The organism is Erythrobacter sp. NE805 (assembly GCF_046452355.1).
In the GTDB taxonomy this organism is placed as follows: domain Bacteria; phylum Pseudomonadota; class Alphaproteobacteria; order Sphingomonadales; family Sphingomonadaceae; genus Erythrobacter.
Map to the genome: position 1 here is coordinate 342,979 of NZ_JBKFDI010000003.1, position 17,928 is coordinate 360,906.

Below are 17,928 nucleotides of genomic sequence, written 5' to 3' on the forward strand. Positions count from 1 at the left end.
AGGTGGAGAGACACGCCATGACCTTGCGCTTCCTCGCACTCGCCCCGCTGCCGCTCCTCGCTCTTGCGGCCTGCGCCCCCGACCCCACCGCCGACGCCGCGCGCTCGCAGGCGGAGATCGCCAAGGCCCCGGCGGCGCGCGTCCTGGGCGCAAGCGAGAGCTGCATCAACCGCTCCCAGGTGCGCAACACGGTGGTGCGCTCCGACCAGGTGATCGACTTCGAGATGCAGGGCGGCAAGGTCTATCGCAACACGCTGCAAAGCCGCTGCCCGAGCCTCGGGATCGAGCGCGCGATCACCTACGAGACTTCGATCGACCAGCTCTGCACCCCGCAGATCGTCTACGTGCTCCAGACCATCGGCGGCAACCTCCAGCGCGGCGCGGGCTGCTCGCTGGGCGCGTTCGTGCCGGTGGAGTATGTGAAGGAGTAGGCCTCCTACCGCCCTTCCCCGAAGTTCCCCGCATCGAGCTCCAGCCCTGCCCGGCCTCCGGCAGCCGTCGGCCCCGGCGCCTCGGGGTGGGGCACGAACTCGGGTTCCTCGACCTCGAGCATCCCCTCCCACTTGGTGATGACCGCGGTCGCGACGGCGTTGCCGACGACGTTGGTCGCGGTGCGGCCCATGTCGAGGAACTGGTCGATGGCGAGGATGATCGCCACGCCCTCGACCGGCAGGCCGAACATCGCGAGGGTGCCGGTGATGACCACGAGGCTCGCGCGCGGCACGGCGGCGATGCCCTTGGACGAGATCATCAGCGTCAGCAGGATCATGATCTGCGTGCCGATGCTGAGATCGATGCCGTAGGCCTGCGCGATGAAGATCGTCGCGAAGCTCATGTACATCATCGAGCCGTCGAGATTGAACGAATAGCCCAGCGGCAGCATGAAGCCCGAGATGCGGCGCGGCACGCCGAAGCGGTCGAGCTGCTCGAACAGCTTGGGCAGCGCGGCCTCGGAGGAAGCGGTCGAGAAGGCGATCATCAGCGGCTGGCGGATGTAGCGGATCAGCTGCCAGATGCGCCGCCCGAGGAACACCGCGCCCGCCGAAAGCAGGATCACCCACAGCAGCACCAGCGAGAAGTAGAACTCGGTGAGCAGCTGGAGGTAGGTGCCGAGGATCGACAGCCCGCTCGCCGCGACGACGTTGGCAAGCGCGCCGAACACCGCGACGGGCGCATAGCGCATCACATAGCCGGTCACTTGCAGCATCATTTCGGCCAGCGCATCCGCGCCCTTGACCAGCGGTGCGCCGCGCTCGCCGATCGCCGAGAGCGCGACGCCGGCGAAGATCGAGAACACCAGGATTTGCAGGATGTTGTTGGTCGCCAGCGCCTCGACCGCGTTCTTGGGGAAGATCGAGAGGATGAAGTCGGTCGCCTTCAGCTCCTTGACCTCGCCGACCGCCGCGGTGGCGGCGGCGACGTCGGGGATCGGCGCGCCGATGCCGGGCTGGAAGAAGTTCACCAGCACGAGGCCGAGCCCGATCGAGACCAGCGAGGCGGTGATGAACCACGCCAGCGCCCGCACCCCGATGCGCCCAAGCGCCGCGCTGTCGCCCATGTGCGCGATGCCGACGACGATGGTCGAGAGCACCAGCGGCGCGACCAGCATCTTGATGAGGTTGAGGAAGATGTCGGAGAGCAGCTTGAACCACGGCGCGATGTCGGACTTGATGACTTCGGGCGCCACCAGCGTGTTGAGCACCTGGCCGACCACCACGCCGAGCACCATGCCGGCGAGGATGTAGAGGGTGAGCTTGCGGTCCATGATCTGTGGTTCTCTCCCGCGCCTGTCCCGGCGCTAGTCCTGGGGTTCGGCGAGGGCCAGCGCGGCGCGCGCGATCCGGGCATAGATGCGCGCGAGCACCGCGAGGTCCGGCACCGCCACGGCCTCGTCGCGCTTGTGCATCGTCGCGTTGCAGAGGCCGAATTCGATCACCGGGCAGACCGCGCGCAGGAAGCGCGCGTCGGAAGTGCCGCCGGTGGTGCTGAGTTCGGGGACGAGCCCGGTCTCGGCCTCGACCGCGGCGGCGACGAGCTTGGAGAAGGCCCCCGGCTCGGTCAGGAAGGGCTCGCCCGAGATGATCGGCCGCGCTCTGCCGCCGTGCTTTGCGGCGATCGCGCAGACGCGGTCGGAGAGGCTCTTGCCGGTGTGCAGGTCGTTGAAGCGGATCGAGATGCGCGCGCTGCCCGCCGCCGGGATGACGTTGTGCGCGCGGTTGCCGACGTTGATGTCGGTGATCTCGAGGTTCGAGGGCTGGAACCACTTCGTGCCCGTGTCGAGCGTCAGCGCGTCGAGCTCGGCGAGGATCGCCACGAGCTTGGGCAGCGGATTGTCGGCGAGGTGCGGATAGGCGACGTGGCCCTGCGTCCCCTCGACGTCGATGAAGATGTTGACCGAGCCGCGCCGCCCGATCTTCACCATGTCGCCGAGGCGGTTCACGCTGGTGGGCTCGCCGACGAGGCAGAGGTCGGGCTGGATGCCCTCGGCCGCCATGAAGTCGATCAGCGCGCGGGTGCCGTGGAGCGCGGGGCCTTCCTCGTCGCCGGTGATGATGAAGCTCACCGTCCCGGCATCCTGCGGCACCTCGGCGGCGGCGGCCACCATCGCGGCGATCGCCCCCTTCATGTCGACCGCCCCGCGACCGTGGAGGAGTTCCCCGCGCACCTCGGGCGCGAAGGGGTCCGAGGCCCACCCCTCCCCCGGCGGCACGACGTCGAGGTGTCCGGCGAAGGCGAAGTGGCGCGCGCCTGCGGGGCCGGGCCGGATCGCGAAGAGGTTCTCGACCGGCGCCTCGTCCGAGCCCTCGGGCCCCGCGCCGCGGGTGAAGCGGTGGACCTGGAAACCCAGCGGCACCAGCATCGCCTCGAGCGCGTCGAAGACCGCCCCGGTCGCGGGCGTCACGGAGGGCGCTGCGATCAGGCGCCTGGCAAGGTCGAGGGCGTCGGTCATGTGCGCGAGAGGGTTAGCAGCCGTTCGCGGGAGCGCAAGCCGCGCTAGCCCCCGCGCCGCCGCTCGTCCGGCACTGCGAGCGGCCCGGGCGCGAAGGCGCTTTCGAGCAGCCCTGCGATCCTCAGGCCCGCCTGCTGCACCCGCCGCTTGGCGATCGGCACGCCGCGCACGATGTCCTCCTGCGTCAGCGCGGTCTTCTTCGGCAGCGTCCCGTCGCACAGGTTCTCGGTGTCGAAGGCGGTCGGATAGACGAAGCTCCGCGCGATCTCCCAGCTCTCGCGGCCCCAGTCGTCGGGCGTGCCGCCGCCGAGTTCCGCGCGCTCGGCGGGCGCATAGCGGCGCACCACCGGGTCGGCCGGATCGCTGATCGCGCGTTCGGCGAGCGGGCCGTCCCAGATCCAGTGCAGGTTGAGGCCGGGGACGATGCCGTAATCGGCCTCGCGGTCGTTGCCGCCCCTGTCCTCGTTGTCGCCCGAGTGGAGCGGCATGTGCACGTCGCCCGCGAAGTGCACCATGAAGGCGAGCGCCTCGAGCCGCACCGCGGCGGGCAGGCTCTCGTCGGCGAGGATGCGGTGCGCGCGGGTGATCTGCGCGGTGACGCAATTGCCCCCCGCGCAGTTCGAGCGCGGATCGAAGACCTCGCAGATCGGCGCGGTGCGATAATGCCAGGCGAAGGTGTAGCCCCAGCGCCAGCCCTCGCCGCGCAGGCAGTCGGCCCAGACCGCCGCGTCCTCGAGCGTCTTCAAGGGGCATTGCGGCGTGCCCAGTTCCTTCTCGTGGGCGAGCAGCGCGCGGACCTTGGCGCGCACCTCCGGCGAGACGTTGGCCATCGCGATTCTCGCGGTCTGGCGATGGGCGTAGGCGCCCCAGGCCCCGGCCTGCGCGGGCGCGAGCAGCGCGGCCAGCACCGCGATGAGGGCGAGCAGCCGCCTCATCGCACCCGCTCGAACTGTTCGATCACCCATTCCTCCTCCTGTGCAGCGCCGATCCACTCGGCCATCCAGTCGTGCTCCCAGATCGCCTGCATATAGGCCTGCGCGAAGCCGGGAACGCCGATGCCGTAGGTGACGAAACGCGTCACCACCGGAGCATAGAAGATGTCGGCCGCCCCGAAGGTTCCGAACAGGTAGGGCCCCGCGCTGCCGTGCCGCGCGCGCGCCTCGGCCCACAGGGTGAGGATGCGCACGATGTCGGCGCGGGTCTGCTCGGAGAGGCCGGGAAGCTCGACGCGCCGCCGGATGTTCATCGGCAGCTCCTTGCGCAAGGAGACGTAGCCCGAATGCATCTCGGCGACCATCGCGCGGGCCATCCCGCGCGCGCTCTCCTGCCGCGGCCAGAAGCGCTCGCGCCCGACCTTGTCGGCGCAATATTCGAGGATAGCGAGGCTGTCCCACACCACGGTGTCGCCGTCCCACAGGATCGGCACCTTGCCGGAGGAGGGCTGGACCTCGCCCATCTCCTCCTTGAGACGGTCCCACTCCTCGCCCATGATCGGCACGGTCAGCTCCTCGAAGTGGAGCCCCGACTGCTTGACCGCGAGCCAGCCGCGCAGGGACCAGCTCGAATAGTTCTTGTTGCCGATGATGAGTTTCATTGCGGCGCGCTCCACCTGCGTATGCCTTGCGTGGCTCCCCTAGGAATTCAGGCTTCCCCTGTCGAGGCTGAACGGTCTAACGCAGGCCGGTAATCCGAGGACAAGCCCATGACCCTGCCCCCCTTCCACCTCGCCTTCCCGGTCGACGACCTCGCCGCCGCGCGCCGCTTCTATGGCGAGGTGATGGGCTGCGCGGAGGGGCGCTCGTCGGACGAGTGGGTCGACTTCGACTTCCACGGTCACCAGATCGTCGCCCACCTCGCGCCAGGGCAGGCCGGGGACCGCGCCAGCAACCACGTCGACGGCCACGGCGTCCCCGTGCCCCACTTCGGCCTCGTCCTGACGATGGAAGCCTGGGAGGCCCTCGCCGCGCGCCTCACCGCCGGCGGCTGCGACTTCGTCATCGCGCCCACGATCCGCTTCAAGGGCCAGCCGGGCGAGCAGGCGACGATGTTCCTGCGCGATCCCAGCGGCAATGCGCTCGAATTCAAGGCCTTCGCCGACATGGGAAAACTCTTCGCCACCTGAGCCCCCCGCCGCCGCTTGCCCCGATGGTGCGCGTGCTGCACAAGCCGGGCATGGACATCGTCGCGCTTCTCTCCGACCCCGCCGCCTGGCTCGCGCTCCTCACCCTGATCGCGCTCGAGGTGGTGCTCGGGGTCGACAACCTCATCTTCATCGCGATCCTCTCGAACAAGCTCCCGCCCGAGCAGCAGGAGCGCGCCCGCCGGACCGGGCTGCTGCTCGCGCTGGTGATGCGCATCGGCCTCCTCATGCTGATCGGCTGGATCGTCACGCTCAAGCAGCCGCTCTTCGACCTCGGCCTCGTCGGCCCGCCGAGCGCCACCACCGGCGAGCCGAGCTTCGAGACCGCCTTCTCGGGCCGCGACCTGATCCTGCTCGCAGGCGGGCTGTTCCTGCTGTGGAAGGCGACCAAGGAGATCCATCACGCGATGGAGCCCGAGGATGCCTCGGGCGACCTCCTCGACAAGACGCCGAGAGTGGCAGGGGGCGCCGCCAACGCCGCCACGGCGAGCTTCGGTGCGGTGATCGCGCAGATCATCGCCATCGACCTCGTCTTCTCGGTGGATTCGATCCTCACCGCCGTGGGCATGACCGACGACATCCCGATCATGGTCGCCGCGGTCGTCATCACGGTCGGGATCATGCTGGTCGCGGCCAACCCGCTCGCGCGATTCATCGAGAAGAACCCGACGCTGGTGATGCTGGCGCTCGCCTTCCTCGTGATGATCGGCCTGGTCCTGATCGCCGACGGCTTCGGCTTCCACGTGCCCAAGGGCTACATCTACGCCGCGATGGCCTTCTCGGTGACGGTCGAACTGCTCAACATGGTGCAGCGCAACCGCCGCCGGCGGCTGGCGAAGGGGTGAGGGCCCAAGGCACACGCTCCCTTTGACGTCACCACGCCCCGGGTCAGGCCGCCTCGAGCTCCTCGAGCAGCGCGCCGGCGGCGAGCCAGGCTTCCTCGGCGGTGGCGAGGTTGTCGGCGGCGCGGGCGCGTTTCGTCAGCAGCGCCTGCATCGCGCCGCCCGCCGGGCCGCCCGGCCTGCCGCTCAGCGCGAGGATCTCGGCGTCGAGCGCCTCGACCTCCTGCGTGAGGCGGGCGATGGCGGTCTCGGCCCTGGTCAGGTCCGAGCGCGCCGCGCGCAGTTCCGCGGCGGCGTTGGGACCGCGCCCCGGCTTCGCCTTTCCGGCGCCGCCCGCGCGCTCCGCCTTGGGCTGATTCCGGCCGAGGATGAAGTCGATGTAGTCCTCCATGCTCCCATCATATTCGCGCGCCGTCCCGCCATCGACCAGCACCAGCCGGTCGGAGGTCAGCTCGACCATGTGGCGGTCGTGGCTGATGAGGATCACCGCGCCCGAGTAGCCGTTCAGCGCCTGGATCAGCGCCTCGCGCGCATCGACGTCGAGGTGGTTGGTCGGCTCGTCGAGGATGAGGAGGTGCGGCGCGTCGCGGGTGATGAGCGCGAGCGCGAGCCGCGCGCGCTCGCCGCCCGAGAGCTTGTCGACCCGCTGCTGGGCGCGCGGGCCCGAGAAGCCGAACCGCCCGAGCTGGGCGCGCACCGCCGCCGGAGACTGCCCCTCCATCGCGCGAGTCATGAGACCCAGCGGAGTGTCGGCGCCCGCCAGTTCCTCGACCTGGTACTGCGTGAAGTAGCCGACCTTCAATTTGCCCGGCAGGTTGACCGCGCCCTCGGCGGGCGGGAGCTGCGCGGCGAGCAGGCGCGCGAGCGTGGTCTTGCCGTTGCCGTTGCGCCCGAGCAGCGCGATGCGGTCGTCGGCCTCGATGCGGAAGTTGAGGCGCTTGAGGATCGGCGGCGCCGCGCCATAGCCGACCGCGGCGTGCTCGAGGGTGATCATCGGCGACTTCATCTCCGCCGGATCGGGGAAGTCGAAGCTCAGCGAGGGGTCTTCCATCAGCGCGGCGATCGGCTGCATCTTCGCCAGCATCTTGGCGCGCGACTGGGCCTGCTTGGCGGTCGAGGCGCGGGCGGAGTTGCGCGCGATGTAGTCCTTGAGCCGCGCGGCCTGCGCCTCCTGCGCGGCCCGCGCGGCGGCGAGCTGCGCGGCGCGTTCGGCACGCTGGGCCTCGAAGGCGTCGTAGCCCCCGGAGTAGAGCGTCAGCTGCCCGCCCTGGAGGTGGAGGATGTGGTCGACCACCTTGTTCAAAAGGTCGCGCTCGTGGCTGATGACGAGGAGCGTCGCGGGATAGGACTTGAGGAAGTTCTCGAGCCACAGCGTCGCCTCGAGGTCGAGGTGGTTCGAGGGCTCGTCGAGGAGCAGGATGTCGGGCTCGGAGAACAGCAGCGCGCCCAGGGCGATGCGCATCTTCCACCCGCCCGAGAAGCTGTCGACGGGGCGCTGCTGCATCGCTTCGTCGAAGCCGAGGCCGGAGAGGATCTTCGCCGCGCGCGCGGGGGCGGAGTAGGCGTCGATCGCGAGCAGGCGCTCGTGGATGTCGCCCATGCGGTCCATGTCGGTGCAGGTCTCGAGCTCGGCGAGGAGCGCGGCGCGCTCGGTCGCGGCGGCGAGCACGACCTCCTCGGGGGTCATGCTGCCGTGCGGGGCCTCCTGCGCGATGTAGCCGATCCGGGTGCGGGCGGGCTTGCTGATCTCGCCCGCGTCGGGCTCGATCTCGCCGATCAGCGCCTTCATCAGCGTCGACTTGCCCGCGCCGTTGCGGCCGATCAGCCCGACCCGCGCGCCGACCGGGATGGTCGCGCTGGCGCCCTCGAGGATCGCCCGCCCGCCGAGCCGCACGGTGATGTTGTCGATGGTGAGCATGGCGGGCGAGCGTCTAGCCGGGCCAGCCCTCGCCCAGCGCGTCGGCGACGACCGCCGCGCGCAAGGCTGCGATCCCCATGCCCTTGTCCGAGCTGGTGAGGTGGATCTCGGGATGCGCCGCGACGTGCTTCTTCGCCTCGGCGGCGGTCTTTTCCGCGACGGCGGCGAGCTCGCTCGCCTTGATCTTGTCGGTCTTGGTGAGGACGATCCGGTAGCCCGCCGCGGCCTTGTCGAGCATCGTCATCATCTCGCGATCGACGTCCTTGAGGCCGTGGCGGCTGTCGACCAGCACCAGCGTGCGCGCCAGCACCTGCCGCCCGCGCAGGTAGGAATTGACCAGCGCCTTCCACTTCTCGACCACCTTCACCGGCGCCTTGGCGAAGCCGTAGCCGGGCATGTCGACCAGCCGGAACAGCGGCAGCGCACCCTCTTCCTCGGGGCGGCCCACGTCGAAGAAATTGAGCTCCTGCGTCCGCCCCGGCGTCACCGAGGCGCGGGCGATCGCCTTCCTGCCGGTCAGCGCGTTGAGGAGCGAGGACTTGCCGACGTTCGAGCGCCCGCAGAAGGCGATCTCGGGCACCGCCGGATCGGGCAGGAATTGCAGCTGCGGCGCGGAACGCAGGAAGTCGACCGGCCCGGAAAAGAGCTTCGATGCCGCCTCCTCGCGGGCCAGCTGCTGCGCCTCGTCCACCATCGGCCCGCTAGGTCTTCTTCGCGTTCGCGGCCGCCGCCGCGTTCGCCGCCTTCAGCTGCGGGTGGCGCGAGTAGAGGTAGCTCTGCTGCGCGACGGTGAGCAGGTTCGAGGTCACCCAGTAGAGCAGCAAGCCGGCCGCGAAGGGTGCCATCACGAACATCAGGATCCACGGCATGATCGCGAACATCTGCTGCTGCACCGGGTCCATCGCGGAAGGGTTCAAGCGGAAGGTCAGCCACATGGTGATCCCGAGCAGCACCGCGAGCGGCCCGATCGCGAGGAAGCCCGCGGGCACCTGGTAGGGCAGCATCCCGAACAGGTTGAGGATGTGCGCCGGATCGGGCGCCGAGAGGTCGTGGATCCAGCCGATGAAGGGCTTGTGGCGCATGTCGATCGCCAGCACGAGCACCTTGTAGAGCGCGAAGAACACCGGGATCTGGATCAGCATCGGCAGGCAGCCCGACAGCGGATTGACCTTCTCCTCCTTGTAGAGCTTCATGATCTCCTGCTGCTGGCGCTGCTTGTCGTCGGCGAAACGCTCCTGAATCTCCTTCATCTTCGGCTGCACGGCCTTCATCGCCGCCATCGAGGCGAAGCCCTTCTGCGCGACCGGGAACATCAGGCCGCGGATGATGACGGTCAGCAGGATGATCGCGACGCCGAAATTGCCGACGAGGCTGTTGAGGTGCCGCAGCAGCCACAGGATCGGCTTCTCGAAGAACCAGAACCAGCCCCAGCTGATCGCGAGGCCGAAACGGGTGATGCCGCTCTCCTCGTAGCGGTCGAGCGTCTCGCTCTCCTTGGCGCCCGCGAACAGGCGGGTTTCCTGCGTCAGGCTGCCGCCCGCGGGGATGGTCGTCGCGCTGTAGAGGAGGTCGGTGCGGAACAGGTCCTTGCCCAGCGAGCGGAAGCCCGCGTCATCGACCGAGACGTTGCCCTTGCCGTCACCCGGGATCAGCGCGGCGAGCCAGTACTGGTCGACGAAGCCGAGCCAGTCGGGCTTGCCCTCGCCCTTGTCGGAGCCGAGCTCGGCGAGCTCCTTGTAGGAATGCGGGTCCCACAGCGTGTCGCCGAACACCCCTACCGGGCCGGAGTGCGAGGCGAACTGGTCGATCGTCGCGGTCTTGTCGGTGCGCTTGATGAGCGCGAAGGGCTGGACGATCGCGGCGTTGGCGCTGGCGTTGGTGACGCTCTGGCTGGCGGTGATCATGTAGTTGGCATCGACCGCGAAGCGGATGCGGTAGGTGATCCCGTTCGCGTCGGTGCGGCTCAGCGTCACCGGGGTGCTCGGCGTGAGCTTCGCCCCGTCGGCCTGCCACAGCGTGTTGGAGGGCTGGCGCACCCCGCCGGCGATGAAGCCGAACTCGGCGAAATACTGGTTCGGCGTCCCCTCCGGCGCGAACAGGCGCACGGGGCCCGAATCCTTCTTCACCGTCTCGCGGTAGTCCTTCAGCACGATATCGTCGATCCGCGCGCCGACGAGGTTGATCGAGCCGGCGAGGCGCGGGGTGTCGATCGCCACGCGGTTGCCGCCAGAAAGCGCGGTCTTGAGGTCGACCTTGCGCGCCGCGCCGTCGGTCCCGATGCTCCCCGTCCCGGCGGCCGCGGACCCGGCCTGCGCGGCGGGCGCGCCCTGCGCCGCGGCGGCGGACTTGGTCGCGGTCGGCGAGCTCGCCTGGCCCGAGAGCGCGGCATCGGGATAGAAGTAGCGCATCCCCACGTCCCACCCGAGGATGAGCAGGCCCGAAAGCACGACGGCGAGGAGGAGGTTGCGGTTGTCCAAGGATGCTCTCTTCGAAGAATGCGACGGGTCGGTGTATTATGGGGATAGAACGGTGCGAATCCAGCCCCCGGCGAAATGGCCTCAGGGAACCGGGTCGTGACCGTGACCGCCCCAGGGATGGCAGCGCATTAGCCGCTTGAAGGCCATCCATCCACCCTTGAGTGCGCCGTATCGCTCGATCGCCTCGATCGCGTATTGGCTGCACGAGGGGGAGTAGCGGCACGAGGGCGGGAGGAGGCGCGAAGGCCCGAGCTGCCAGCCGCGCGCGACGAGGATGAGCAGCTGTTTCATCGCGCCTTGCTCCCCCGGTTACCCTTGCGCGGACGCCGCCCGCCCGCCGGATCGCCGCGTCCCTCGCGCGCGCGTTCGAGCGCCTTCGCCAGTTCCTCGGCCATCAGGTGAAAGTCGCGCTCGATCCCGCCGGCGCGGCCGATCAGCACGTGATCGTGGTCGGGCAGCCCCTGCGCGGGAAGCGCGGCGCGCAGCAGCTCGCGGAAGCGCCGCTTCATGCGGTTGCGCACGACGGCATTGCCGATCTTCTTGGTGACGGTGATGCCGAAGCGGATGCCCTGTCCCTCGTTAGGCCGGGTGAGCAGCACGAACCCGGCGCGCGCGTTGCGGGTGCCGGAGTTGGCGGCGAGAAAGTCCGCGCGCTTGGTGAGGACTGAAATCACAGGGTCAAGATACGACAAACGGGCTCCCGAAGGGAGCCCGCAAGGCCGAACGGCCGCCCGCAGCGACGCGGCCTTCAGGCCGTGTGAGCGAGGATATCGCACCCGCGGATGCGGGTGCGCCGAAAATCACGCGCAGAGCTTCTTGCGGCCGCGGGCGCGGCGGGCGCGGAGCACCTTGCGGCCACCCGGGGTCGCCTTGCGCGCGAAAAAGCCGTGGCGACGGGCACGCACGAGATTGCTGGGCTGGAAGGTACGCTTCATATCATCCTCGAGAAAACTGACCGGCACGCAAGGCCGGGGCTCACCCTGAAGCGAGCCGCAAAACAGACCGGGGCCGTTATGGGAAAGAGGCGGGCGAGTCAAGCGCACCCGCAGCCGCGAAGGCATAGGCGAGCCGGGGGGCGGGCGGCTCGGCGGGCGCGGCTTCGGGCGCACTCGCCGCGAGCCGCTCGAGCGAGACCTTGAGGACCGCGCCGGAGCGGGCCAGCGCGGCGCGCAGCGGGCTCGCGAGGTCCTGCGCGATCGCGCGGGTTCCGGCGAGGCGCGGGCTTTCCGGCTCGGGTTCGATCCAGCGCGCCATTTCCGCGCCCTCCATCCAGCGCGCCCCGGCGTGGGGCACCGAGTTGGTCATCGCGTAGAAGGCGCGGGCCTGCGCGGGGGTCATGCCCATCTCGGCGTAGTAATCGAGGTAGAGCCGGTTCTCGGGCGCGTCGGGGGCGAAGTCGGCGGGCTCGCGGCCGAGCGCATCGCGCCACGAATGGACCGCGAAGAGCGCGCCGGGATCGACGCTGCGGTGGGTGCCGGCGAGGAACAGCTCGACCGCACCCGAGCGCGCCGAGCCGCCCGCGGGGACGTGGGTGGCGAGGCCCGCGGCGCGGATCGCGCGGCCGAGCCGGAGGTTGGCGAGATCGTGGCTGGTGCCCGGCGCGTCGAGGAACTCGAGCACCGCGAGGTCCGGATAGGCGGCCAACATCGCCGCGAAGGCCTGCGGCGAGGCGGCGTCGGTCGCATCGACGAGCGCGGCGTGGCGGCTGTCGAGCACGCGGAACGGGCCGAAGCGGGCGATCCCGGCGGATTGCAGGTCCGGCCGCGCGCGGGCGGCGATGAAGCGCACCGGCTCGGCTTCGCGGATCGTCTCGGTGACGAGGGTGTTGCCGCTGCGGCTGACGCCGATGGTAGTGACCGGGGTGGAGGTGCTGTCGTAGCTTGCGCGGGCGAGGCTCGCGGGGGCCTCCTCGATGCGCACCCAGCTTCGGGTGGCGGGGTCCCATTCCTCGACCCAGCTGATGGTCGAGACGATCCGCGCGCCGCTCGGGGCGGTCTGCGCGAGCGCCGCCGCACCGGGAAGGAGCAGCGCGAGCGCCGTCAGCAGCAGGGGGGCGAGGGTGCGGAACATCGCAGCCTGTCTCGCCCGGGCGGGGCTGCGAAATCGCGAAGATTTATCCTTACGAATTGCCTGCGTGGTGCTGCGTAGGTCGCTTGGGGGCGCGGGCTGGTTGATGCGCGAATTCCAACTGTTGGATCGGCTGAGGGCGGCTCCGACAGGGTTCGCGCCCAAAGCCCGAAAGCGAATGACTTTCGTCAACTTGCCCGCAGGGCGCTCGGCGCTCGACAAGCCCCTCGGAAGACTGCACAATCGGCCTCGGGGCAGTTCGGGGGGCAGGCAGCATGGTCGCGCTGGTGAGGACGGTTGCCTACCTCGGGCTCGAGGCGCGCGGGGTCGAGGTGCAGTGCCAGGTCGCGCCGGGCCTGCCGCGCTTCACCGTCGTCGGCCTCCCCGACAAGGCGGTGAGCGAGAGCCGCGAGCGGGTGCAGTCGGCGCTCGCCGCGATGGGCCTCGCGCTGCCGCCCAAGCGGATCACCGTGAACCTCTCCCCCGCCGACCTCCCCAAGGACGGATCGCACTACGATCTCCCCATCGCCCTCGCGCTGCTGGCGGCAATGGGCGTGACCGACGCCGAGCAGCTCGGCGACTGGATCGCGGTCGGCGAACTTGCGCTCGACGGGCGGGTGGTGGCGAGCCCCGGGGTGCTGATCGCCGCGCTCCATGCGAGCGAGGTCGGCGCAGGGCTGATCTGCCCCGCCGAACAGGGCCCGGAGGCGCGCTGGGCGAGCGGCGTGCCGGTGCTCGCGCCGCGCGACCTCGTCAGCCTGCTCGGCCACCTCAAGGGCTCGCTGGTCCTCCCCGAGCCCGAACGCGGCAAGGTCGCCGAGTCGGTGTCCGGCAACGACCTCAGGCAGGTGCGCGGGCAGGAGACCGCCAAGCGCGCGCTCGAGATCGCGGCGGCGGGCGGGCACAATCTGCTGATGGTCGGCCCCCCGGGCTCGGGCAAGAGCCTGCTCGCCTCGTGCCTCCCCGGCATTCTCCCGCCGCTGAGCCCCGCCGAGGCGCTCGAGGTGTCGATGGTGCAGTCGGTCGCGGGCACGCTCGAATCGGGCCGGATCAGCCGCGCCCGCCCGTTCCGCGCCCCGCACCATTCCGCGAGCATGGCGGCGCTGACCGGCGGCGGGCTCAAGGTGCGCCCCGGAGAGGTCAGCCTCGCACACCTCGGGGTGCTGTTCCTCGACGAGCTCCCCGAGTTCCAGCGCCCTGTCCTCGATTCGCTGCGCCAGCCGCTCGAGACCGGGACAGTCGACGTCGCGCGGGCCAATGCCCATGTGACCTTCCCCGCGCGGGTCCAGCTGGTCGCGGCGATGAACCCGTGCCGCTGCGGCTATGCGGGCGATCCGGCGAGGAACTGCAACAAGTACCCGCGCTGCGTCGGCGACTACCAGGCGCGGCTCTCCGGCCCGTTGCTCGACCGCATCGACCTCCACGTCCACGTCGCCGCGGTGAGCGCGCTCGACATGGCGCTCCCCCCGCCCGCCGAGGGCAGCGCCGAGGTCGCGCGCAGGGTTGCCGCCGCGCGCGCGAGGGCGACCACGCGGGGCGTGCGCTCCAATGCCGAGCTCGAGGGCGAGAAGCTCGACGCCTTCGGCGCGCCCGACGAGGCCGGGCGCAAGCTGCTGATGCAGGCGGCCGAGAAGCTGCGGCTCTCGGCGCGCGGCTACACCCGGATGCTGCGGGTCGCGCGGACCATCGCCGACCTTGCCGAGGCGGACACGGTCGGGCGCGTCCACATCGCCGAGGCGCTATCCTATCGGCTGATGACGGGCTAAGGGACAGCACAAGGCCCCGCACCCCCTCTCGCCGGCGGCCTCATCGAAGGCGCAGTGGCGATACCCGACAATCCTTCAGCGATGGTGGACGACCAGGCGCCGCGCGGGCTCGCCGCGCTGGTGGCGGCGGTGCGCGATGCCTCGCGGCGGCGCAAGCTCGCGGCGCTGGGGATCGCGCTGGCGCTCGAGGGGCTGATCCTCGTCCTGCTCCTGACGCTCGGCGCGAAGATCGTCGGGGACGAGGACGGGAAGGAGGAGGTCACCACCTTCAAGTCGGTCGAGTTCGCCGCCCCGCCCGACCCAGAGGAACAGCCGCCGGAGACGAGCCAGGCCGAGACCCCGCGGGAGAGCCCGCCGGTTACCGCGCCCGAGCAGCCCGCCCGACCCTCGCCGCTGCTGCTCAACCCGCAGCCCGCGCCCTCGCCGCCGCCGCCCGCTCCGCCGACGCCGCCGCAGCCTTCCCCCACGCCCCAGCCCCAACCGAGCGCCCGGCCCAAGATCGGCGCGCGCATCAACCCCGATCGCGGCTACGGCCCGGTCGACACCGGCAACCCGCGCACCGTCGGCGACAGCGAGCGGGTCGGGACGATGGCCAATGGCGAGCCGCTCTACGCCGCGCGCTGGTACCGCGAGCCGACCGACCAGGAGCTCGCCGGCTACCTCTCGACCGCCAACGGCCCCGGCGTGGCGCTGATCGCCCGCCGGACCGTCGACGGTTACTATGTCGAGGACTGCCAGCTGCTCGGCGAAAGCCCGCAGGGCTCGCAGATCGGGGCGCGCGGTGCTCGCCGCCTCGTGGCAGTTCCGGGTCCGCCCGGCGCGGATCGGCGGGCGCGAGCAGTTCGGCTCCTGGGTGCGCATCCGCATCACCTATTCGGTGAGTCAGAAGCCCCGCTGACGGCGGGCCGCGGCCCACGGCTTGCCACCGGCCGGCACGTCGTGCGAATCTCCCCCCTAATCCGGATCGGCGATTCGCCTGGGGATGCGCGTCGTCATCGGGCCCGGAGCACAAGGACAAGGGGGGCATCATCATGGAACTGTTTCGCGGGCGCGGCCTGGCGCGCACCTGTCTGCTCGGCGCATCGGCGGCGGCACTGGCGACGCTCGGGCAACCGGTCATCCGGGCAGCCCTCGCGGTCCCACCCGCCGCGGCGCAGGGCCCGAGCCTGCCCAAGCCGTTCGTCTCGCGCGCGATCGATGCGACGCTGATGGAGCTCACCCCGCAGGTGCGCTCGACCTTCGGGATCAAGCCCGACGTCAGGGGCGTGCTGGTGCTCTCGACCGACCCGAGAGGGATCGCCGCGAAGAACGGCATCCTGCCCGGCGACGTGATCACCGACATCCGCGGCCGGCGCGTCGCCAAGCCGATCGATGTCGACACCCACGTGCTCTACTACCTGAAGCGCGGGGACACCGCCTTCCAGTTCGCCGGCGAGCGCGGCGGCAAGGGCTACAGCACTGCCGCCGACATCACGCTCGCGCTGTTCGACGCGGTGATCGACCTTGCCACCCTCGGCTCGTGGAGCGCCTATTCCTACGGCAGCTTCAGCTACGCCGAGTATTACGAGGAGTACCGCGTCTCCATCGTCGAGGAATATTCCTATACCGAGACGCTGATCGAGGAGACGGTCGAATCCTCGAGCTTCGAGAGCGAGATGACCACCGAAGAGGTGACCGAGGAGACCACCGTCGAGGAGGAGGCGACCCTCGAGGAAGAGCGCGCGGAGGATGAGGCAGAGGCCGAGGATGAGGCCGAGGATGAGGCCGAGCAGGCAGACGACTCCGAAGATGAAGCCGCCGACGAAGCCGAGGGCGAGGGCGCGGACGAAGGCGAGGACGAGGGTGCCGACGAGGGCGAAGATCCGGGATCGGATGACGAGGCGGATGTCGATGTCGCGATGGCTGCGAGTGGCCTCTTTATCGCGGTGTCAGCCTGACGCGGCGAGGTGCTCGCGGACGATCGCGACGAAATCCGGCCCCCAGGTCTCGAGCTTCTTCGTACCCACGCCCGGGATCGCCGCCAGCTCGCCGAGGGTCTCCGGGCACTGGTGCGCCATGTCGCGCAGCACCGAATCGTGGAAGATGACATAGGCCGGCAGGCCGTGCTCGCTGGCGAGCGCCTTGCGCTTGGCGCGCAGCGCCTCGAACAGCGGGTTGCCGACCGGGTTCGGGGTGTCTCCGCCTGACCGCTCGCGGCGGCGGCTGCCGCGGGTCCTCACCGGAGGCTCGGCGATCGTCACCGCCGCCTCGCCCTTGAGCACGGCGCGCGCCTCGGGTCCGAGCATCAGCCCGCCGTGCTCGGTCACCGCGAGCATGCCCCGCGCGGTGAGCGTCCGGGCGAGCGGCCGGAGCAGCGCCGCCTCCTCGCGGCCGACGATGCCGAACACCGAGAGCTTGTCGTGGCCGCGGGATTCGATGCGCTCGTCGCTCGCGCCGGTCAGCACCTTCTCGATATGGCCGATCCCGAAGCTCTGCCCGGTGCGGTAGACCGCCGAGAGGAGCTTCCTCGCCAGCTCGCTCGCGTCGATCACGCTGGGCGCCTCGAGGCAATTGTCGCAGTTCCCGCAAGCCTCAGGGGGATGCTCGCCGAAATGCCGGAGCAGGATCGCGCGGCGGCAGGTCGGCGCCTCGACCAGCACGGCGAGCGCATTGAGGCGCGCCTGCTCGGCGGGGAGGCGCGCGGGCTCGACCTCGGAGAGACGCTGGCGGGCGAGCTGGAAATCGCTCGCGCCCCAGAACAGGTGCGCCTCGGCCGGATCGCCGTCACGCCCGGCGCGGCCGGTCTCCTGGTAATAGGCCTCGATCGACTTCGGCAGCCCGGCATGGATGACGAAGCGCACGTCGGGCTTGTCGATGCCCATGCCGAAAGCGATGGTCGCGGCCATCACCATGTTCTCCGAGGCGACGAAGGCGCGCTGCACCGCGGCGCGGCGCTCGGGTTCGAGGCCCGCGTGATAGAACGAGGCCTCGCGCCCCGCGCGGGCGATCGCCGCGGCGAGCTCCTCGGCCTGCTTGCGGCTCGGCGTGTAGACGATCCCTGCCCCCTCGAGCCGGCGCAGCAGGTCGACGATCTGGCGCGGCCCGTTGCTGCGCGGGGTGATGGCGTAGCGGATATTCGGACGGTCGAAGCCGGCGACGATCAGGCCCTCGTCGGGGATGCCGAGCTGGCGGAGGATGTCCGCGCGGGTCGCGCGGTCGGCAGTGGCGGTGAGCGCGAGGCGCGGCACCTCCGGGAAGCGGTCGAGCACCGGGCGCAGCGTCCGGTAGTCGGGGCGGAAATCGTGCCCCCACTCGGAAACGCAATGCGCCTCGTCGATCGCGAAAAGCGCGATCGGCGCGCGCTCGAGCAGCGCCTGGAAGCCCGGGGTTGAGGCGCGTTCGGGCGCGACGTAGAGGAGGTCGAGTTCGCCGCTACGGAAGGCCTCGGCCGTGGCGGCATTGTCCGAATCGGCCGAGGTCATCGAGGCGGCGCGGATGCCGGCGGCCTCGGCGGAGCGAATCTGGTCGTGCATCAGCGCGATCAGCGGGGAAATGACGATGGCGGTGCCGGGGCGGGCGAGCGCGGGGATCTGGTAGCACAGGCTCTTGCCCGCCCCCGTCGGCATCAGCGCGAGGGTATGCTGCCCGCGCATGACGCGGCCGATCACCGCCTCCTGCTGCCCGCGGAAGGCGGGGTAGCCGAAGGTGCGGTGAAGGATGTCATAGCATTCGGGTGGGAGGGCCGCGCTCATGGCGGCGGCCCTAGCCCAAGCGGCGCGCGATGGGCAC

At 70.5% G+C, this 17,928-nt stretch carries 18 protein-coding genes; 6 read left to right on the top strand and 12 right to left on the bottom strand.

Annotated features, from left to right (window positions below):
• Window positions 1-17: 17 nt before the first annotated feature.
• Complete coding sequence (locus ACLBKU_RS13195) at window positions 18-431, top strand: hypothetical protein (RefSeq protein WP_410180015.1); 414 nt, start codon at window positions 18-20, stop codon at window positions 429-431.
• 5 nt (window positions 432-436) lie between these two features.
• Here the strand turns inward: ACLBKU_RS13195 and ACLBKU_RS13200 are convergent, their stop codons facing one another.
• From ACLBKU_RS13200 to ACLBKU_RS13215, 4 genes are read right to left on the bottom strand one after another with little or no spacing between them, the layout of a single operon-like run.
• Entirely contained in the window at window positions 437-1,765 is a 1,329-nt protein-coding gene (locus tag ACLBKU_RS13200) for a dicarboxylate/amino acid:cation symporter (RefSeq protein ID WP_410180016.1), read from the bottom strand.
• Between the two features lie 33 nt (window positions 1,766-1,798).
• On the bottom strand, window positions 1,799-2,950 hold the full coding sequence (gene dapE / locus ACLBKU_RS13205) for a succinyl-diaminopimelate desuccinylase (protein ID WP_410180017.1): 1,152 nt from the start codon (window positions 2,948-2,950) through the stop codon (window positions 1,799-1,801).
• Between the two features lie 44 nt (window positions 2,951-2,994).
• Window positions 2,995-3,885, bottom strand: coding sequence for a S1/P1 nuclease (locus ACLBKU_RS13210; protein WP_410180018.1), 891 nt, complete (start codon window positions 3,883-3,885; stop codon window positions 2,995-2,997).
• Window positions 3,882-4,544 (bottom strand): glutathione S-transferase family protein, encoded by a 663-nt coding sequence (locus tag ACLBKU_RS13215; protein ID WP_410180019.1) that lies wholly within the window; start codon window positions 4,542-4,544, stop codon window positions 3,882-3,884. Before ACLBKU_RS13215 ends, ACLBKU_RS13210 begins: the two co-directional genes overlap by 4 nt.
• 108 nt (window positions 4,545-4,652) lie before the next feature.
• Between ACLBKU_RS13215 and ACLBKU_RS13220 the strand changes: the two genes are divergently transcribed.
• Window positions 4,653-5,072: a VOC family protein gene (locus ACLBKU_RS13220; protein WP_410180020.1), complete on the top strand. Its 420-nt coding sequence runs from the start codon at window positions 4,653-4,655 to the stop codon at window positions 5,070-5,072.
• 50 nt (window positions 5,073-5,122) lie between these two features.
• Complete coding sequence (locus ACLBKU_RS13225; protein WP_410180021.1) at window positions 5,123-5,935, top strand: TerC family protein; 813 nt, start codon at window positions 5,123-5,125, stop codon at window positions 5,933-5,935.
• A 43-nt stretch (window positions 5,936-5,978) separates the two neighbouring features.
• Here ACLBKU_RS13225 and ACLBKU_RS13230 read toward each other — a convergent pair whose 3' ends face one another.
• From ACLBKU_RS13230 to ACLBKU_RS13260, 7 genes are all read right to left on the bottom strand, one after another.
• Window positions 5,979-7,850 (bottom strand): ABC-F family ATP-binding cassette domain-containing protein, encoded by a 1,872-nt coding sequence (locus ACLBKU_RS13230; RefSeq protein ID WP_410180022.1) that lies wholly within the window; start codon window positions 7,848-7,850, stop codon window positions 5,979-5,981.
• Window positions 7,851-7,863: 13 nt separating this feature from the next.
• Entirely contained in the window at window positions 7,864-8,544 is a 681-nt protein-coding gene (yihA, locus tag ACLBKU_RS13235) for a ribosome biogenesis GTP-binding protein YihA/YsxC (protein WP_410180023.1), read from the bottom strand.
• A 7-nt stretch (window positions 8,545-8,551) separates the two neighbouring features.
• Window positions 8,552-10,327, bottom strand: a complete 1,776-nt coding sequence (gene yidC / locus ACLBKU_RS13240) for a membrane protein insertase YidC (RefSeq protein WP_410180024.1) — start codon at window positions 10,325-10,327, stop codon at window positions 8,552-8,554.
• Between the two features lie 81 nt (window positions 10,328-10,408).
• Window positions 10,409-10,618: a membrane protein insertion efficiency factor YidD gene (yidD, locus tag ACLBKU_RS13245; RefSeq protein WP_410180025.1), complete on the bottom strand. Its 210-nt coding sequence runs from the start codon at window positions 10,616-10,618 to the stop codon at window positions 10,409-10,411.
• The gene (rnpA, locus tag ACLBKU_RS13250) at window positions 10,615-11,001 is read right to left on the bottom strand and encodes a ribonuclease P protein component (RefSeq protein WP_410180026.1); all 387 of its coding nucleotides are present in this window, start codon (window positions 10,999-11,001) and stop codon (window positions 10,615-10,617) included. Before rnpA ends, yidD begins: the two co-directional genes overlap by 4 nt.
• 126 nt (window positions 11,002-11,127) lie before the next feature.
• Complete coding sequence (rpmH, locus tag ACLBKU_RS13255; RefSeq protein WP_057884309.1) at window positions 11,128-11,262, bottom strand: 50S ribosomal protein L34; 135 nt, start codon at window positions 11,260-11,262, stop codon at window positions 11,128-11,130.
• Window positions 11,263-11,338: 76 nt separating this feature from the next.
• Window positions 11,339-12,397, bottom strand: a complete 1,059-nt coding sequence (locus ACLBKU_RS13260; RefSeq protein WP_410180027.1) for a hypothetical protein — start codon at window positions 12,395-12,397, stop codon at window positions 11,339-11,341.
• 272 nt (window positions 12,398-12,669) lie between these two features.
• Between ACLBKU_RS13260 and ACLBKU_RS13265 the strand changes: the two genes are divergently transcribed.
• From ACLBKU_RS13265 to ACLBKU_RS13275, 3 genes are all read left to right on the top strand, one after another.
• The gene (locus ACLBKU_RS13265; RefSeq protein WP_410180028.1) at window positions 12,670-14,160 is read left to right on the top strand and encodes a YifB family Mg chelatase-like AAA ATPase; all 1,491 of its coding nucleotides are present in this window, start codon (window positions 12,670-12,672) and stop codon (window positions 14,158-14,160) included.
• Window positions 14,161-14,241: 81 nt separating this feature from the next.
• Window positions 14,242-15,369: a hypothetical protein gene (locus ACLBKU_RS13270; RefSeq protein ID WP_410180029.1), complete on the top strand. Its 1,128-nt coding sequence runs from the start codon at window positions 14,242-14,244 to the stop codon at window positions 15,367-15,369.
• Window positions 15,369-16,097, top strand: coding sequence for a hypothetical protein (locus ACLBKU_RS13275; RefSeq protein WP_410180030.1), 729 nt, complete (start codon window positions 15,369-15,371; stop codon window positions 16,095-16,097). The genes ACLBKU_RS13270 and ACLBKU_RS13275 overlap by 1 nt, the downstream gene beginning before the upstream one ends.
• Here ACLBKU_RS13275 and recQ read toward each other — a convergent pair.
• Entirely contained in the window at window positions 16,089-17,891 is a 1,803-nt protein-coding gene (gene recQ / locus ACLBKU_RS13280; RefSeq protein ID WP_410180031.1) for a DNA helicase RecQ, read from the bottom strand. The genes ACLBKU_RS13275 and recQ overlap by 9 nt on opposite strands.
• Window positions 17,892-17,928: the final 37 nt, after the last annotated feature.

Bases quoted from the DNA above. Each gene is read 5' to 3' on its own strand.
- ACLBKU_RS13225 (WP_410180021.1), top strand. From the start codon at position 5,123: ATGGACATCGTCGCGCTTCTCTCCGACCCCGCCGCCTGGCTCGCGCTC.
- yidD (WP_410180025.1), bottom strand. From the start codon at position 10,618: ATGAAACAGCTGCTCATCCTCGTCGCGCGCGGCTGGCAGCTCGGGCCT.
- dapE (WP_410180017.1), bottom strand. From the start codon at position 2,950: ATGACCGACGCCCTCGACCTTGCCAGGCGCCTGATCGCAGCGCCCTCC.
- ACLBKU_RS13215 (WP_410180019.1), bottom strand. From the start codon at position 4,544: ATGAAACTCATCATCGGCAACAAGAACTATTCGAGCTGGTCCCTGCGC.
- ACLBKU_RS13265 (WP_410180028.1), top strand. From the start codon at position 12,670: ATGGTCGCGCTGGTGAGGACGGTTGCCTACCTCGGGCTCGAGGCGCGC.
- ACLBKU_RS13260 (WP_410180027.1), bottom strand. From the start codon at position 12,397: ATGTTCCGCACCCTCGCCCCCCTGCTGCTGACGGCGCTCGCGCTGCTC.
- ACLBKU_RS13200 (WP_410180016.1), bottom strand. From the start codon at position 1,765: ATGGACCGCAAGCTCACCCTCTACATCCTCGCCGGCATGGTGCTCGGC.
- ACLBKU_RS13230 (WP_410180022.1), bottom strand. From the start codon at position 7,850: ATGCTCACCATCGACAACATCACCGTGCGGCTCGGCGGGCGGGCGATC.
- yihA (WP_410180023.1), bottom strand. From the start codon at position 8,544: ATGGTGGACGAGGCGCAGCAGCTGGCCCGCGAGGAGGCGGCATCGAAG.
- ACLBKU_RS13195 (WP_410180015.1), top strand. From the start codon at position 18: ATGACCTTGCGCTTCCTCGCACTCGCCCCGCTGCCGCTCCTCGCTCTT.
- ACLBKU_RS13220 (WP_410180020.1), top strand. From the start codon at position 4,653: ATGACCCTGCCCCCCTTCCACCTCGCCTTCCCGGTCGACGACCTCGCC.
- recQ (WP_410180031.1), bottom strand. From the start codon at position 17,891: ATGAGCGCGGCCCTCCCACCCGAATGCTATGACATCCTTCACCGCACC.
- ACLBKU_RS13275 (WP_410180030.1), top strand. From the start codon at position 15,369: ATGGAGCTCACCCCGCAGGTGCGCTCGACCTTCGGGATCAAGCCCGAC.
- ACLBKU_RS13210 (WP_410180018.1), bottom strand. From the start codon at position 3,885: ATGAGGCGGCTGCTCGCCCTCATCGCGGTGCTGGCCGCGCTGCTCGCG.
- ACLBKU_RS13270 (WP_410180029.1), top strand. From the start codon at position 14,242: ATGGTGGACGACCAGGCGCCGCGCGGGCTCGCCGCGCTGGTGGCGGCG.
- rpmH (WP_057884309.1), bottom strand. From the start codon at position 11,262: ATGAAGCGTACCTTCCAGCCCAGCAATCTCGTGCGTGCCCGTCGCCAC.